The organism is Roseiconus nitratireducens (assembly GCF_008629675.1).
Taxonomy (GTDB): domain Bacteria; phylum Planctomycetota; class Planctomycetia; order Pirellulales; family Pirellulaceae; genus Stieleria; species Stieleria nitratireducens.
In genome coordinates, this window is sequence record NZ_VWOX01000004.1 from 631,223 (window position 1) to 648,593 (window position 17,371).

At 59.1% G+C, this 17,371-nt stretch carries 1 protein-coding gene; it reads right to left on the reverse strand.

The genetic code is table 11. From position 1 onward, the window contains the following. Positions 1–81 precede the first annotated feature (81 nt). A complete protein-coding gene (locus FYK55_RS10185; RefSeq protein WP_235908569.1) occupies positions 82–17,361 on the reverse strand; it encodes a putative Ig domain-containing protein in 17,280 nt (5,759 codons plus the stop codon). Positions 17,362–17,371 lie beyond the last annotated feature (10 nt).

The window sequence follows — 17,371 nt, forward strand, 5'->3', positions numbered from 1 at the left end:
TCTGTCATGCACAGCATGACCTACTTAACTCGCATCAGAAGCAGTTGCGAGCGAACGAGCAAAGCGTCAGGCAGAGCCGACCTACTTGGGTGGTCCCGTGTAGATTCGTTGCCCCAACAGATTCTTGATGAATTGGGAAGCCTTTCCAACGGCATACCCGTAGTCTAGTTCAAGGGCTGGTGGCTTTAGATCCTTTGCAAGCACTTGGTACTCGACCCCGCTATTGTAAGGTTTTGCGTGCGCCCCTCCCTTTGTACCACTAAACAGATGGGAAATCCTATTCCTGCCTCCGATCATCACCCATGACGGAGACTTTAGTGACGAATATCCAAATTGAGTGACTGTTACCGTTCCCGAAGCTGGGACCTTCGGTACGAACAAACCGCCTAAGAGAATACCGCTCCCCGTTGATAGTGCTATTGCTTCAATGTCGAATTCTTGAATCTCGCCAGTCGCATAATCGAAGATCTGAACCCCTAGTTCGCTTCCTCCACCTGCCGTGCCTCCAACCGCCGCTCCGCCAGCGAGTCCACCACCCGCAGCTGCGGAGATAGCGGGGCCTGCCAATCCAACGATGGCTCCCGCAAGTGCACCCCGCTTGGCGCCTCCCCAGACGGCATTGGAAAATGCCTTTACTGAAGGCGAAGACACGTTGCCATGAATCACATCCATGAACACGCGTGTGTCAGACGTCAGATAGAGACCTCCTGAAAACGCTCCTCCAAAGACAGCACCCACAGTCGTCGCAATCGAAACAGAAACAACTACGGATGAGAGACTTACGTTTCCAGACGGATCGATCAGGTTTGTCGGACTGTTGTGCGCATATGCGAACTTATGGAGCGTGAGTGGGTCGTTCAGCACTCCCTCAAAGCTATCCCTTGACACAAAACGCCCCAAGCTCGGGCTCACATACCTTGCACGCAAATAATCCAACCCCAGAACCAAGTCCCGCTGCTCACCCGCAAACAGATACACATTCCCCGACGATCCCACCTGCCCAATCGTCTGGCCGAACGCATCGTAGATGTAGCTGTCGGTGACAATGCCACTACCGTTGGTCAGCGCTCTTGTGCTGCCCAAGCCATCGACATGGTAGAACGACTTGCCGGTTTCGCCGTGGCGGTTCTGGGAGATCAGGTCGAGGCCGTGGACGTAGGAGACTTTGAGGATGCCGCCCGGCGTGTATTCCTCCAGCACCTGTGAGTACGGCCGATTGGCGTCGATCAGGAATTGGGTGATGACCGGCGTGCCTTCGGGATCGAGCGTCTTGGAAACTCGGATACCATCGACGTCGTATTCGTAGGCGACATCGTTCGTCCCGTCAGCGTTCGTGTCGGCGGCGATCAGACGGTTTTCAAAATCCCACTCGTAGCGCACCTGATCGACACCGTCGACGGCTTTTCTGAGCGTGTTGCCGTTGTCGTCGTACTCATACGTCGTCACCATGCTGTCGAGTGTTTCTTCGAGCAAGCGATCATTGTCGTCGTATAGATACGTCGTCGCACCTTCGCCGGAATCATCTCGCTCCAAACGGTTTCCGACGTCGTCGTAGACGTAATCAATCGTTCGACTGGGGGTGTTGCCGGCGCCGGGGTCATAAATGTCTTCGCTGAGCAGACGGTAGAGTTCGTCGTAGTCGTATTCCACGCGTCGTCCGTCATGTTCAGTGACCGCGATCCGGTTTCCGACTTTGTCAAGGTCATATTCGAAGCTTGCAAACACCTCATCCGTCGTGGTGTTTTTGTGCTCGATCATGGTCAAACGACTCTGAGCATCGTACGAGCGGAATTCGGCTGTGCCGTTGGGCAAGTGCATCTCGGTCGGACGGCCCGCGGCGTCGTAGACATAGGTAGTCGTCAGCCCCTCGGGGTCGGTCACCGTTTCGGTCCGGCCGAGCGCGTCGAAGGTGTAGCTGGTCGTTCGCGGGTCGTTCGAACCGATCGCCGTGGTCAGCGATGTCCGGTTGCCCGTCGCATCGTAGGTGTAACTGATTTCAGCCCCATCGGGGTCGGTTCGTGAAACAAGTCGATCTCGCTCGTCGTATTCCCACTCGGTTGTTCCGCGGCCATCGGTGGCCGTTTCTCGCAACCCCGTCACCGTGTAGGTGAACGTTGTCGCGCTGCCGTCGGGGAAATTCTTGGCCGTCAGACGATCGCGAACATCATAGTCGAATGAGATCGACTTGCCGTTGAAGTCGGTGGTCTCAATCACTCGAGCAGCGGCATCAAATTCGGTTTCACTTCGCTGTCCCATTGGCAAGACCGTTGCCGTGCGTCGGCCCAACCCGTCGTACTCGAACGTCGTGCTGTGATCGTTGGCATCCGTCTGGGTGACCAGATTGCCCAGTTCGTTGTAGGCGTACTCGGTTCGAAGTGCTTTCAGCTCTTGCGTGGCCGGATCGGTCACGTACTGAATCACGGCCGTCAAACGGCTGGCATCGTCATATTCGTATTCCGTGACATTCCCGTTGGCGTCTGTCCGCGATGCCAATCGCTTGCTGGAATCAAACGAGCTCCGATTGCGTGCGTTGTCTGAATCATCGCTCGGGGTGTCGTCCGGCAGAATGGTTTCTGACAGGAGCCCACCGGCGGTGTAAACAAACTTCGTCACGTTCCCGAGCGGATCGATACTCGCGGTTCGGCGGCCCGCTGAATCAAATCGGTCAATGATCCGAGGGTTGTCACTGTCGTCGCCAGGTGTGTCGTCGGGAAGGATCGTCTGAGTGACATTGCCCGCGGCGTTATAGACAAACTGAGTCCGATTGCCGAGTTCGTCGATTTCGGCGACCGTTCGCCCCGCGCGGTCATACACCGATTCGGTGAACGGATTGTCCGACGGGTCCAAATCGTCCGGGTCCGCCGCGGTGATGGCGGGGAAGATCGTCTTGGTTTGGCGGCCGGCGGAGTCGTACTCGAAACGCGTCACCCGTCCCGCCTCGTCGATCTGAGCAATGACTTGACCGGCGGCATCGTATTGGGTCTTGGTGCGAGGATTGTCGGCGTCCGTTCCCGGGGTGTCGTCCGGGTAGATCGTTTCCGTCAATTGGCCGCGATCGTCGTACAAGAACTTCGTGATGCGTCCGAGGGCGTCAATTGACTGGACGGGATTACCAACTGCATCGAAAACCGTCCCACTTCGCGTCAGGATCACACCGTTCTGCTTGACCGTCGTCGATGTCACGCGGCCGTCGCGGTCATACTCGTTTTCCGTCACCACGGTGCTGGGACCGCTGGAAGTGGTGTAGCTGACCGTCTCCGTCAGCTGATTCCCGTTTTCATCGTAAGTGAAACTTCTCACCGCTCCGGTCGCGTCTTCCTGGCGCGTCACGCGGCCGGCGCCGTCGTATTGGAACAGGGTGACGTTGCTGCCGACCACCAGCCGCGTCGGGTTGCCGCTGCTGTCGTAATTGAACTCGGTTCGTAATCCGTCAGCGTCCGTGGTTGCGAGCAGATTTCCGTTGGAATCGTAAGAGTTGGAGGTCGTGTTTCCATTAGCGTCGGTGGTGCTTACCACATCTCCGAAAGAGTTGTACGTGTACCGGGTGGTGTTCCCTTTCGGATCGGTTTCGAGCAACACATTGCCGCGACTGTCATACTGATAGCTCGTCGTCAGCTCGGTGCCATCCTCGAGCACCTGCGTGACGGCCGTTTCAAGTGTCGGATCATTTGTGTCGCCGTACTGGTAATTCGTGACCAAGCCTTCGGCATCAATTTCCGTCACGACATTTCCGTAGGTGTCGTATTCGTAAGTCGTTTCGTTGCCCAACTGGTCGGCAACCGTTTGGATGAAGTTGTCCGGGTTGTAGTTGATCGCGATTTCCTGCCCGTCAGCATCGACCATTCGTGAAAGGCGTCCGTCGTCGTCGTAGATGCTCTTCACGCCGACGCGGCCGAGCGGATCAATCACCTCTTCCAAGTAGTGCGGCCGATCGTTCCGGTACACCATCTCAGTCGTGTTGCCTTCGCGATCGGTGACGCTGACCAGATCGCCCGCGGCGCTGTAGCCGTACTCGATGCGGTTCCCTTCGGGGTCGATCACCGCGGTGATCCTGCCCCGGCCGTCGCGTTCGAATTGGATTTCCGCTCCGGTAGAGCTGCGAATGCCGGTCTCTTCGAACATCAGTTTGTTGCCGTTCCGATCGCGGATCAGATCGGCGTCTCCCGTGTCACCATTGATTTCATACACCAGCCCCTCCTTGGTCGTGAGCGTGTAGCCGCCTCCGAAGATCGAGTCGGACGGGTTGTAAGCCCAACCGCTTCCAAAGCCTACAAACTCGCCGTCGATGTTCATCAGGTCCGCCCGCGGCACTTCCAAGCGACTGGTCACACCTTCGTCGGGCACGAACTTTGGACGCCAAATTCCTAAGTACGCCCCGGCGATCCCCGGTGCGATCTCGGGCTCAAAAGTGAAGCCTTCACGGCCTCCACCAGGTGTTGTGACATAGACACGCGCGTTATAGAAGAATCGGTTGTAAATCCCAATGTCTTCCAACCCGGACTTCGGAACGCTCGTTCGCAAATCCGTGTCGTGGATATTGAGACGCCAGCCATAACCCAGGTCGCTTTGGTTGGCCGCGTCGAGCGTGTCATAGGTTCGGCTGACGACGATTGGAACGCCGGAGACCGGAACCGTCAGATCCGTGAACGACAGCGTGAAGTTTCCGAGCTTCAAATCCCCCGTCACGCTGACGGGCACCTGCACCTCCGCATCGTTGCCACCACTGTCGACCGCGTAGATCCGCAGCAAGTACTCGTCGTTTTGCAGCATGCTGGGGTCGAACGTTCCCAGTTCGCCGTCGGCAACGTTGCCCGTTCCTCGGAAGACTTCGACGAAGTCGCCGTCGCCGACCAGCGGAGCCACTTCGATGGTGTAGTAAGCCAGGTCGGGGTCATTGATCGTTCCCGTGACACTGATCGGCCCGGTGATCTGCTGATCGATGGTCGGCGACGTGATCTCGATCTCGGGGTCTCCGACGACACTCGGATCGGTGATCCGCAGCGTCGCCGCCTCGGTCGTCCGATTGCCCACCGAGTCCGTGGCGGTGGCGGAAACGACGAACGAACCGGCGGTATCCCCGGGCAGTGTCGCCCGGCCGCGTGAATCCAGCACCAATACTTCGCCGTTGACCGTCGCCGTCACCGAGGCCACGCGGATGTCGTCGACCGCGGTCACAATCACGGTGACATCGCTGCCGATTTCGGCCGGATTGTCGCTAAAGCTGACTTGAACCTGCGGGGCCTGGCTGTCTTCGCGGACGACCAGATCGTATCGCAACCGAACCAGACCGAAAGCATCACCCGCCGTCAGCGACACCGGATGGGTCCCCACGTCGTCGGTGCCGACGTCCCACGTCACCCGACCGTTGGCGTCGATCATCATTCCCGCGGGACCTTCTTCGATCACATAGGTCAGGCGATCTCCGTCGGGATCGCTGGCCGGGAAGTTCATCCGGTAGGTTTCGCCCGGCAGCGCGGAGTACACCGGCGGTCCAGTGATGATGGGCAACCGGTTGGCCGCACGGACATCGATCTTGAAGGTTTGCCGCGCCTTGGCACCTTCGGCGTCGATCGCGACCACGGTGATTGTGTTCTCACCAGTCTGCGTCCCGGCCGGCGTCCAAGTCAACAGGCCCGTGTTCGCATTCAGCTGGACTCCGTCCGGCACGTCACCCTCCAACGCGAACGAATCCAGACTGTTTTCCGGATCGATCGCGGTCACGAGGTAAGCCAAGGCCACGTCAACCTGGGCGACGGTCGGAGGCGTCGAAGTGATGGTCGGTGCAATGTTCTCCGGAGCGACGTCCACCACAATTTCAAACGACTGTTTTGCGGATCCGCCCTGCGCATCGAAGACTTCCACGGACACCGGATGCGATCCGATCTGGGACTCGCCCGGACGCCACGTGATCACGCCGGTGGTATCGTCCAATTTGATCCCTTCGGGGCCGTCCAACAGTCGAATCCCCAGCGGATCACCGTCGGGATCCTCCGCGCCGATGCCGTAGCCATAGACGCGATCTACGTAGGCCTGTGTCGGGGGCGTGGTGACAAATGCCGGTGACGAATTCACCGGCCGAACGGACACGGTGAAGGACTGTCGTCCGATTCCGCCGAACGGATCGCTGGCTTCGACGACCACGTTGTAGGAGTCCAGTTGATCATCACCCGGGGTCCAGCGGATCTCGCCGGTCTGGTCGTTGATCGACATGCCGACCGGTTTGGTCGCCAGCGAGTAGGCAACGAAGTCTCCGTCGGGATCCACGGCGGACACGTCGTAGCGGTACATCTGCCCCAGCACCGCGGTAAACGCCGGGTTGGAAGTGATCGCGGGCGCCGCGTTCTGTTGACCGACCACAACATCGATGGATCCGGTTTGGGTGATCACGCCGCCGCGGCCGTCCGAGATCTGCAGCGAGATGTCATGGGTACCGACTTGCCCGTTGGTTGGCGTCCAGCGAACCAGGTTTGGCGCATCCGCCCCCGCACCGACGGTCATACCGCTGGGGCCCTGCGTCACGGTGAACGCCAGCGGATCGCCGTTGGGGTCCAAAGCTTCGACGCGATACAACAGCGTTCCGCCCAGCCGCACGCGGCTCGGCAGTTCGGAGAAGACGAACGGGTAGGCGTTGGCGCCCACTTCCGCGACTTCGATGTCGAAGGATTGTGTCGTTTCACCGCCCGAAGGATCACTCACCCGAATCGTCATCGTTTGCGTCCCAACCTGGTCGGCGGTTGGTGTCCAATTCAGAACGCCTGTCTCATCGATCGATGCATTGGTCGGCGAGCCGACCAGTTCGAACGACAAGTCTTCGTTCTCAGGATCCTGGGCGACGACCGTGTAGCGATACGGCAGCTCCGCAACGGCCGTGGTCGTCGGTTCCGAGGTGATCAATGGCACCCCGTTGGGGACGTACACGGTGATCGGGAACTGCTGCAGATCGAATCCGCCGTTGCCGTCCTCGACACGGATAATAATTTCCAACACGCCGAAATCGCCGCTGGCGTCCAGGTTCAAAACGGTCTTTTCGCCCTCATCGGTCTCAATCGTCTGCGTGAAGTCCTCCAACCCCGGAGTCCACGTCAGAACACCCGTGTCCGCATCAATGGACATTCCCTCGGGAATCGTGAAGACGCCGGTGTTAAGGGATCCGCGAGCCTTCAACAACTCGCCCAGCGACAGTCCTTGCAGGTCTTCCGAGTCGAACGACTCGTTCAAGAACTCGGCCTGAACCGCGACCAAGGAATACGTCAGCGTATCGCCATCCAGGTCGGAAGCATCGGCGTCATAGATGTACGGCTCGCCAAACTCGGCTTCGCTCGGCGGAAGCGAATCCAATCGCGGCGGCAAGTTGTCGACGGCGCGGACCAGGATGGTAAAGGTCTGCTGATCCGTACCGCCCCGGCTGTCGCTGACCTCCACCGTGACTTCGGTCGTGCCCAGGATTTCGAACGTCGTGTCTTCGACAGGTTCGAAAATCATGTCTTCCGTCGGGGTCCAAGTGATCAGCCCGCGGCGATCATCAATCACCATCCCTTCGGGCGAATTCAGCAATTCGTAGCTGAGGAAATCGCCGTTGGGGTCACTGGCAATGACCTGGTATTCGTACGGAACGTCCGCGACGGCATCCGTATTCGGCGTCGCGTTGATCTGCGGCGGCAGATTGTTTTCCGGTTCGCCGACGTTGATCACGAAGCTTTGCACGGTCGCCCCGCCCCGTCCGTCGCTGGCCCGGATCAGGACGGCCTGTGGACCGGAGGTGTCGGGCGTCCAGGTCAACAATCCGGTTTCATCGATCTGCATGCCTTCCGGACCGGATGCCACGACCAGCGTCACGGCGTCAAAATCGGGATCGCTCGCGGAAAGGAAGTAGCCGTAGGGCTGGCCAACGGTCGCCAGCAGTGGCGGCGTGGAATCGATCACCGGATCACTGTTCGGTGGCGTGTCGGTGGTGAACAACGTGAAGGATTGCGTGTCGATGCCGCCGCGGCCGTCGTCGACCTGGACAGTGACAACGTGCTGCTGATTGACCGCACGGAGGGTACTGCTGACGACGACATTGTCGATCTGGTGGAACGGCGACGACTGAGTCCACCGCACCGAGTTGACCTCGGTGAAATCCTCGAACGTCACCCTTTCCGGCGAGAAGTTTCCGCCGTCCGTCGTGACGGTCTTCACGACCTCGGTCCCATCGTCTCGGCGTCCCAGGAAGGTCACGGTGGAAGCCGCACCGCTGCCAAATCCGGCTTCGGCAAGATCCAGCGAGTTCAGTGTGAACGGCGCGCCACCGATCGCTCGCAGTTCCGTGACACCGGTCACGGTGCGGTTGGCCAACGCGGCGGACCCGCTGTATTCGGGACTGGCAGTGCCGTAAGCCCCCAGTCCCAACAGATTCGGGCTGAGTGCTTCGATCACGTATCCTTCGCGTTCATAGATCGTCAACGGGTCATCGCCCAATTGATCGATCCCGACGAAATCCGCGCCATCATGCTGCAGATCTTCAAAGTCCAGCGTGGAGATCTCCGCCACCTGCCAGGTGAGCTCGCCTGTATCGGACTGGACACGCATTCCGGCGGGCCCATCCAGAAGTGAATACGTCAACGGGTCTTGGTCCGCATCGTAGGCGTCGACATCATACCGATAGGTCTGGCCAGAGATTCCAAAGGCTGGTGGCGTCGACACGATGATCGGCACTTGATCACCAATCTCTTGCGACACCAGGACCGAGAAACTCTGTTCCACGGATCCGCCCCTGCCGTCATCGGCAATCACCGTCAAACTTTGGAGCCCCGCTTGGAAACCGCTCGGCTCCCACGACAAGGTCCCCGTCGTCTCGTTCAACACCAGTCCTTCGGGAACGCGTCCCAGCGACAGCGTGACGTCGTCTCCGTCCGCGTCGCTTATCTGCGGTTGGTATTCAAACACTTCGCCGACGTTGGCCACGACCGGCGGCGTGCTCAAGAATCGCGGAGGAACGTTGGGCGGCGGCTGGATCACCGACAACGTGAACTGCTGCTCGGCAAAACCGCCGCGACCGTCGCTGACTTCGATGCGAACATCGTGCGTTCCGAGATCTTCGACCGTCGGGGTCCCCGTCAACAGGCCGGTCATTGGATCGAACATGAACGATGCGGGACCGCTGATCAATCGCGGCTGCACGTCATCGTCATTGGGATCATTGGCAACAAAAGAATACTGGTACGGGCGTCCGACAAACGCCTTTGGGTTCGGTGTGGACACGATCTCCGGCGGCTGGTTCGTCTTGCCGAAGTAAACCAGGTCATAGGTGAACGACACACCCTCGGGATTGACGAACGCGATGGATCGTGATGCGGTCGATTCTCCCGGATCCAGAGTTCCGTCGTCCACCAGCGACGTGTATTCAAAGTAGGGCAAACCGTCGGGAGTGAACCCGTCGGGGCGAGCAACGCGGACCGACGGGTCGCTCAGATTGTTGATGGCGACGAACAACGGTGCGTCCACCGGGAAATTGCCGGCGTTCTCGATCGCCAGATCCGTCCACAGGCGATCGGTCGAGTCATTGAAGGACGTTCGACCATATTCCGGAGCAAAACTGGCCGACACGATGTCGCTGAACAGATCCAGCTGAGTCGGATCGGACTGTGGTTGAGTTCCCCGGATGCTGACCGTGTCGGTACTGGACTGTCCCAGAGAATCGACGGCTGTGACCGTCAGCGTGTTGACGCCCGGCGAGACCGTGATTCGCGTGAAGAAATTGCCGGACGCGTCAACAGTTTGGACGGGAGAGTCGCCCAGCTTCAAAGAAACGAGGTCGGCCGCCTGGTCCACCGAGACGCTCCCGGAGACGACCAACGACTGACCCGCGGGGATCTCTGCGCCGTCAATCGGTGAATCGATCACCACGTCGATCGACCGGGCCGACCAGCTGACCACACTGGTGTCGCTGACAAAACCGGCAGTCGCGCTGACGGTATCGGTCCCCAGCTCAAACCCTTCGTAGGTGAACTGGGCGAGGCCCTGAGCGTTGCTGACTACAAACTCCGAAGCCGCGTTGGCGCCCTGCACCGAGAACTGAACCGCCACCCCCGGAAGTGGATCGCCGTTTTGATCGACCACCGCGGCGGTAAACAGCACGCCCGTGCCGATCGCTGCGTCCGCCGATTCGGGATTCAAATCCAAACCAGACGCGACCAGGGGAGTGTCCGGATCGAATGCCAATCCCGCCGGATAGCCATACGATTCATCGGGCCCGAAGCCGTAAACGCTGGCTCCGAACGCGACCGGACCGCTGACCCGGTGGGTGCCGGGTTCCAGGACGATCTGGGCCGTGGAGTATCCGGAGGTTCCTACCGCGGTGAATTCCTCAGCGGCGACAGGTGTTCCACCAAGGGTGACCGCCCCGATGCCGCTGTCAGGGACCACCAGATTGATGAAACTGGTTTCGAACGCCTCGAAGTTGCTGGTCACGGTGTAACTGCCGAGGTATTGATTGGTCCCGGCAACGAGCATCATGAAGGGGTCGGCCGTGGCCCCGTCGAATTCCGCGCTGTTGGCGTACTGGGCGACAAGCACCGGCGCGGTCGCCGTCAAATGAGCGGCTTCGCTGAGTAACGTTTCAAGGACCTCACCGCGGTTCAGGGTTGCAACGACCGCGCCATCGATTGACACGTCGGTGGCGTCTTCACTGGCGACGACACGGAACGTGTCCCCACCGCGTGTGGCCAGGGGTGTGGTGATGAAATCGGTAGCCCACTGCGTGGTCGGGGACAATTGTTCGACCAGGTAGTCGGCGAACCCGACCGCCGGCGCCGGGATGTTCGCCGCCGAGTGTCCGCCAAAGACCGCGACGGGACGATTGCTGGTGATGACCGTTCCGGAGAGATCGCTGGGCTCCCCACCGGTATTCTGAAGCAGGTACGTTTGGCCTTCATCCAGGTTCACCACATAAGGGACGCCAGCGGTTCGGGCCCCGGTGGTGACCGAAGGCGTGACCGTTACCGAAGTCCCATCGACGGTACCGACGATAGCGAATTCGGTCCCGGGATACGTTTCGAACACATCGGGCGTCACGTCGGTGTTCTTGTATCCCAACACGACGTGTTGGGTTCCCAAGACATCCGTCGGCAGACCCAGGAATGCGTCGGTGCTTTCTCGGGCGCGGCTGACACCATACACGGTGACCTCTTCCGTCGACGTGACATGCACGCCCAGGTCCGTCACGGTATCCGAGGTGAAACTCAGATCGGCGGACAAGGGAATCGCAACGACCGTTTCCACTCCCGGGGTGACGGAAAAGCTCTTGCTGAACTCCAAACCGGGGATTTCGACGGTTCCGTTGGTGGGCCGGCTCCCCGTGATGCGCAGACTCAGCGAGGCCTGGTCGCCGGTCAATCCGATGCTGCCGGGGAACGCCAACCAGAACTCTTTGCCGCGACTGTCGGGAATCTCGCCGACGGACATGGGCCCCCGCACCGGGGCAACCAGCCTTGCGGCTTGTGATGCTTCGGAATCGGTCGGCAGTCGCCGAATTCCAACGTCGATGGTCGCGTTCATCACGCCGCCTTCGCCGCTGACGACCATGTCTGGCAAACCCAGCACGTGCCCCAACTCGTGCATCACGACGGTCAGCAAGTCGGCGCCGGCCCCGGACGCGTCGGTCGCGGCTGCCAGAGATCCGCGGTCATCCGCAGCGAACTCTTCGTCGACCAGGGGCGTTGGATCGACGAACCACCCCTGACCTGACGCATCGTCGTCAATCCACAGGGTTTGTCCGGAAGCGTAGCCCAGGAACCCGGGTGACAGATTGGCAATCCGCACCTCCAGGTCTTGGCCCAACACGTCGATGCGTCCCACGCCGGCGTCCCGCCAACGCTGGATCGCGGCAGCCAGAACGGCATCAACCTCGGTGGAAGTGACCTCCTGCACGATGCCACCACCGGCGACGTCCCCAGCGAGCCGCAGCGGTTGGGCGACGGTGAACGTCAAGTTGTCCGGATTGTAAGTCTGTGCCAGCACCAACCCGCCCGGCAATTGCGGATCGACCAGCGTCAATTGCCCGGTGTGTGAGGTGTAGGTGATCGGGACGAAGGAGGCTCCCAACGGAGGTTGGAATCCGTCCAACAGTTCGTAGTCGACTTGCCCGGCAAAATCGGCCGCGCCATCGATGGCGAACGTCGACAGATCGTTGCTACGGGCCGATCCCACCAGCAACCCGTCGGCCGTTTGCGTGAAGTCACCGGCCTGGAGTGACAAATCACGGGCATTGTCCAAGCGGATGGTCCCGGAATTGGTGATACCGTCTCCACCGGAGACGATCAAATCTTTGTCGTCCAGTTGGAGCGTCCCCGCGTTGTCGATCGCGCCAATGATCTGACGCGTGCCCGTGGTCCCGAATCCGCTACCCACCGTGGCGACGATCAAACCTGTGGACTCATTCAATAACGTGCCACCGACTTGAAGCACAGAGTTGCCGCGATCTCCGGATTGATACCCTCCCCGCTCGCTCAACTCGATCCGGCCCGCGTTGGTCAAACCGTTCTCAAATTGAACGGTCAACGTTGCGTAGGCGTTCGAGTAGGAGCTCGAATAATTCCTCGGCAATAGCCTGACGATTCCTTCAAGACCATTTGCGAAGTTACCCGACAGCGTCCGCGTCGCACTCGCGGCGTTTACGTTGCCGCTGTCGAAATAAAATAGCAACTCGCCTTGATTTACTGTCGTTGCATCATCCGGTTGAATTGCATCGAGGAAGCTGATCCGACCGTGAATGGTCCCATCGCCCAGCTCAGCGTTATCGCGGAGTACGAAACTTCCGTCGCCGACGATGTTGCCCGCGGAGGGGTTGAACCTCGCGCCGGTCACGGTCATCGAATAACCTGAACCGACATTGATCGTTCCGGGGTTGGACAGAGTCCCCAAATCGTAAAGCAGATCACGGTCGAGGATTTCGATGATCCCGTTGTTGACGACGTTACCTCGCAGGTGCCGTGTCCCGATCGTACCAGTGCCCTGTCCGACGGCAGAAACGATCTTTGCGCCTGCCAAGTTGTCGAGCGTGCCGCCGCTGACATGCAGAATGGAATTGCCACGATCACCGGACTGATACCCCGAACGCTCACCAAGTTCGATCACGCCCGCATTGGACAGGCCATTGGTGAAATCAACGGTGAGTGTGGTAATGCCGTTGCTGTAGTTAGATGAGTAGTTTTGCGGATAGATTCGGAGGATGCCGTCGGAAAGGTTGACGAATCCGCCTTGAATCTCACGCGTCGCTATGACGCTTGAAGCGTTGCCGCTGTCAAGATAAAAACGCAAGTCGCCTGCATTGGAGACGGTCTCATTGGCGGGGACCCCTGCATCATAAAAGACCATGTTGCCGGTTAGAGTGCCGCCGAGCACCTCGGCGCCGCCACGAAGTGTGAAGGTGCCGTCACCTTGGAGGATAGCGTTTCGAGGCTTGTAGGTACCTCCGACCTGATCGATTCGTCCGCTATCATTCAAATCAACCGTGCTGTTGTTTTCGAAGTCTGTCGAGTTGAGTGTCAGCGTCAATCCGTCGCTGACATTGATCGTCGCAAAATTCTTGAGTGATGTTCCGGATGCCGTCGAAAGCCCTCGGTCCACCGCTTCGATCACGCCATGATTTTCAATGGTCCCAACAAGCGTTCGCGAGCCGAGTGTTCCGGTTCCTTGACCGACAATTGAAACGATTTTCCCGCTTGGTTCATTGACCAAGGCCCCCCCGCTGACCAACAAGACTGTGTTTCCGCGATCGCCGGACGAATAACCGGCTCGTTCGCTCAGCTCGACGAGCCCCTCGTTCGTGAGCCCGTTGGTGAAGTCGATCGTCAGTGTTGCGGTTGCATTGCTATAGTTATACGAATCGTTTCGCGGCAAGATTTGCACGGTGCCGGACTCCGCGTTGACGAAGGTTCCAGCAAAGGTACGGGTCGCAGAAGCGTTTGAGGTGTTCCCGCTATCGTAAAGGAACAGCAACTCACCTTCGTTGACAGTCGCAACCCCGCTTGGCTGCGAAACCTCGTAAACCAATACACGACCACGTACCGTTCCGTTGCCCAGTTCGGCACCACCGCCCAAGACGAAGGAACCGTCGCCGAGAATCTCGCCAGTGGACGGATTGAATCGCGAACCGTTCACCGAAAGTGAATATCCTGCGGGAACGTCAACCACTCCGGCGTTGGTCAACGAGCCCTCGGTGAAGCTCAGATTCCGATCGACCACCTGGATCAGACCACGGTTGACAAAATTACCGCGTATCGTCCTGCTTCCAAGTGTTCCAGTTCCTTCGCCGACGACGGAAATGATCTCTCCCGTGCTCTCGTTGATGAAGGTTCCTGCACTGGCCTGCAAGATTGAGTTGCCGCGATCACCGGACTGGTATCCGGGACGTTCGCTGAGAATGATCTGACCTTGATTGACAGCGTCTCCGCGGAAGTCAACGATTTGCGTTGCGTACCCGGTGGAGTAGTTATAGGAATCATTTCGTGGCAACAGCCGAATCACGCCACCGACTGCATTCTGAAAAGATCCGTCAAAAGTATCGGTCCGCGTGACGGCGCTCGTATTTCCGCTATCCAGTAGAAAATCGAGGTTGCCTGTATTGATCAAGTCGGCATCGACATCCACACCAGAGAAGACGTAGTCACCCTGCAGTTCGATCTGTCCGTCCAGAATCGCGTTGCGAACGACGACGCTTGCTTCATCCTCGGCTCGGACGATCCCGTTGAGTGTGAGTGGTGAACCGCCGGTAAGGGTCAGGCTGGTGTTGTTGGGGATCCAGACCGCTCCACCGAAGGCAGGCTGGCTGACGCTAATCTGATAATTCCCGGCAGCGTCGATGATGATGGGTTCACCGATCTCTGGCGCTTCTCCCGAGATCCAGTTTTCGGGGTCGTTCCATGCCCCGCCACCAGCATCGATCCAGCGTGCGGCATTCTCGCCGACCCGCAACAGACGCGACTCGTAGACCGTTGAAGAGACAATTGTGTTCGGCGTGTTGTACAGGTTCACCAGGTCGAATCGGCTGCGCAGTGATCCATAGCGTGCCAGATCAAAACTGTTGATGAACCCGGCTTGAAAATCATCGCTGAACCGAACATTCAGCGTTCCGTTGAGGGCCGCTTGGCCATCGATCAGGATGCGACCGAACTGGCTGGACAACGGACCCTCCACGTCAACGTTGACGACAGCGCTGGACACGGCGTCAAAGTCACCGGGGACGAAGACCTGACCGCCCGTGTTGAGATTGAGCGTTCCTTCAAAGGTGTGCTCCGGAGTCAAGGTGACCGTCGCATTCTCGGTCACTTCGATCGCGCCGGGACTGAACAGCCGACTCGGTTGGATTGAGACGTCGGCCGCAGCAGTGGCAACGATCGTTCCCGCGTTTCGGCCCTGACTTCCGACCAGTGAAGCCGAAACCGAATCCAGCGTCAGTGTGGCCAAATTGGTCCACGTCCCTCGCAGGGTCAGGGATCCACCGGTGGCATCCACGTTCTGATCAAGCTGGTAGCTTCCATCGATGTCCAAATTGCCGCCGAGTGGCTCGAACTCGCCGGCTGCACCGACCAGACCGTCGACATTCAAGTCCCCGCCATCGGAGCGAAGCACGCCCTCATTGACCAACGTGCCGCCGGCGGGATCGATGTGGATCGTGCGTCCGGGAACCGTTGCGGAAATTGTGCCTCGGTTGATGACATTGACGTTGGAACTGGTGTTGAACGGATACCCGATCTGGCCGATCGTCCCATTGCCGCCTTGAATCGTGATCCCTTCACCGATGGTCAGCGTGCTGTAGGAACCGTTGATTCCAATGCCTTGTTCGTCGACCGGGTCACCTGACGAGAAGGTGACCGTTCCGCCGCCGTCGAACGTTTGAGTTCCGTCGAATCGCAGGATCGCCTCGCGACCGATCACGGCTTCCCCGTTCAGTGTCAATCCGCCAGTGACCCGCAAGAAGTCGCGGTACCCGGAGAGCGACAGATCAACATCCAGAGCGACATTGTGCAATCGATTGTTTTGATTGTCCGTGACGCCAATGGTGGGAACTGCGAATTGTCCCGTGGCTTCGTTTCCTGCGGGAGAAGAATCGACGAACGCTCCCATGAGTTGCTCGTTGAATTTCCAATATCCCGCCAGGCCGGACTCGGTCCCAGAAAGCTCCGCATCTTTTGACGCGGCCAACTCAGCCCCGGAACGAGCGAGATTCCAGACACGAACATCATCGATCCTGCCTTGAAAGAATTGATCCGCGGATTGCCTTCCACCGATCCGAAAATCGTCCGCTCCCGACGAAACATCTCCGATCGATCCCGAACCGCTGTACTCGTGGACAAGCGAGCCGTTCAAATAGGAACTCACTTGGCCATTCTGGTAGCTGATCGCAACGTGCGTCCAAGTATCCTCCGGGATGACCGCGCCGGTCGAAATCCAGGTCCAACCTGGACTGGCATTGGCAAACGCCCACTGTAACGTCCCGTCAGTGAATCGGGCGATTTCATATTCGCCTTCTTTGTTGACGATAATCCCGCCAGCCGATGCGTGGGATCCGGGACCGGTCGGGTAAACCCACGCTTCAATCGTAAAGGAATCGCTGAGCCTGAGCGATTCGGCCGGCCCAACCTGAACGTATTCGCCAAAGCCGTCAAGATAAACAGATTGACCGAGTCGACCATCCTGGACCCGCGCCCCCTCGAAATCAGCGTGGGAAACGGTACCACCGAGGATCGCCCCGCCGTCAATCGTCAAACTTCGGATTGGGGTCCCCGGCCCGATTTCCAAGAGCTCGTTCGTGTTATCCAGTGTTCCACGCACCACCAACGCGACGTTGTTCAGTGCAAGCGAGTCCAACTGCTCGGTGGTCAGCACGCCATCCAGGTACAGCGTCGCACCATCAATCGAAAACGAACCGATTTGCGACGGCGTCCCGGCCAGGTACACCGAACCGCCGATCGCCGAAATCGTTCCGCCGTTGCTCCAGGACCCCGAGACGTTCAGCGTCGAATTGTTCAAATCAATCGCGGCCTGATTGTCCCATGTGCCTGCAAGCGTCAATGTGTCGCCGTTGGCAATGATGTTCTGGTCGACCAGGTAGTTGCCGTCCAGATTCATCGTCCCCTGGATCAGTTCCACCGTGCCGGCGTTACCCACCAAACCGTCGACGTCCAGCGTGCCGCCACTGGCACGGAGCACACCTTCATTCGTGAAGCTTCCACCGTCGGGACGAATCTCGATCGTCCGACCTGCCACATCGGCGTCGATCACACCACGGTTGAGCACGCTGACGTTGTTCGCCGTGTTCCAGTAGCCACTACGACCGATCGCTCCGTTGCCGCCGTGAACCGTGACGCCATCTTCGATCACCAGCGTCGTA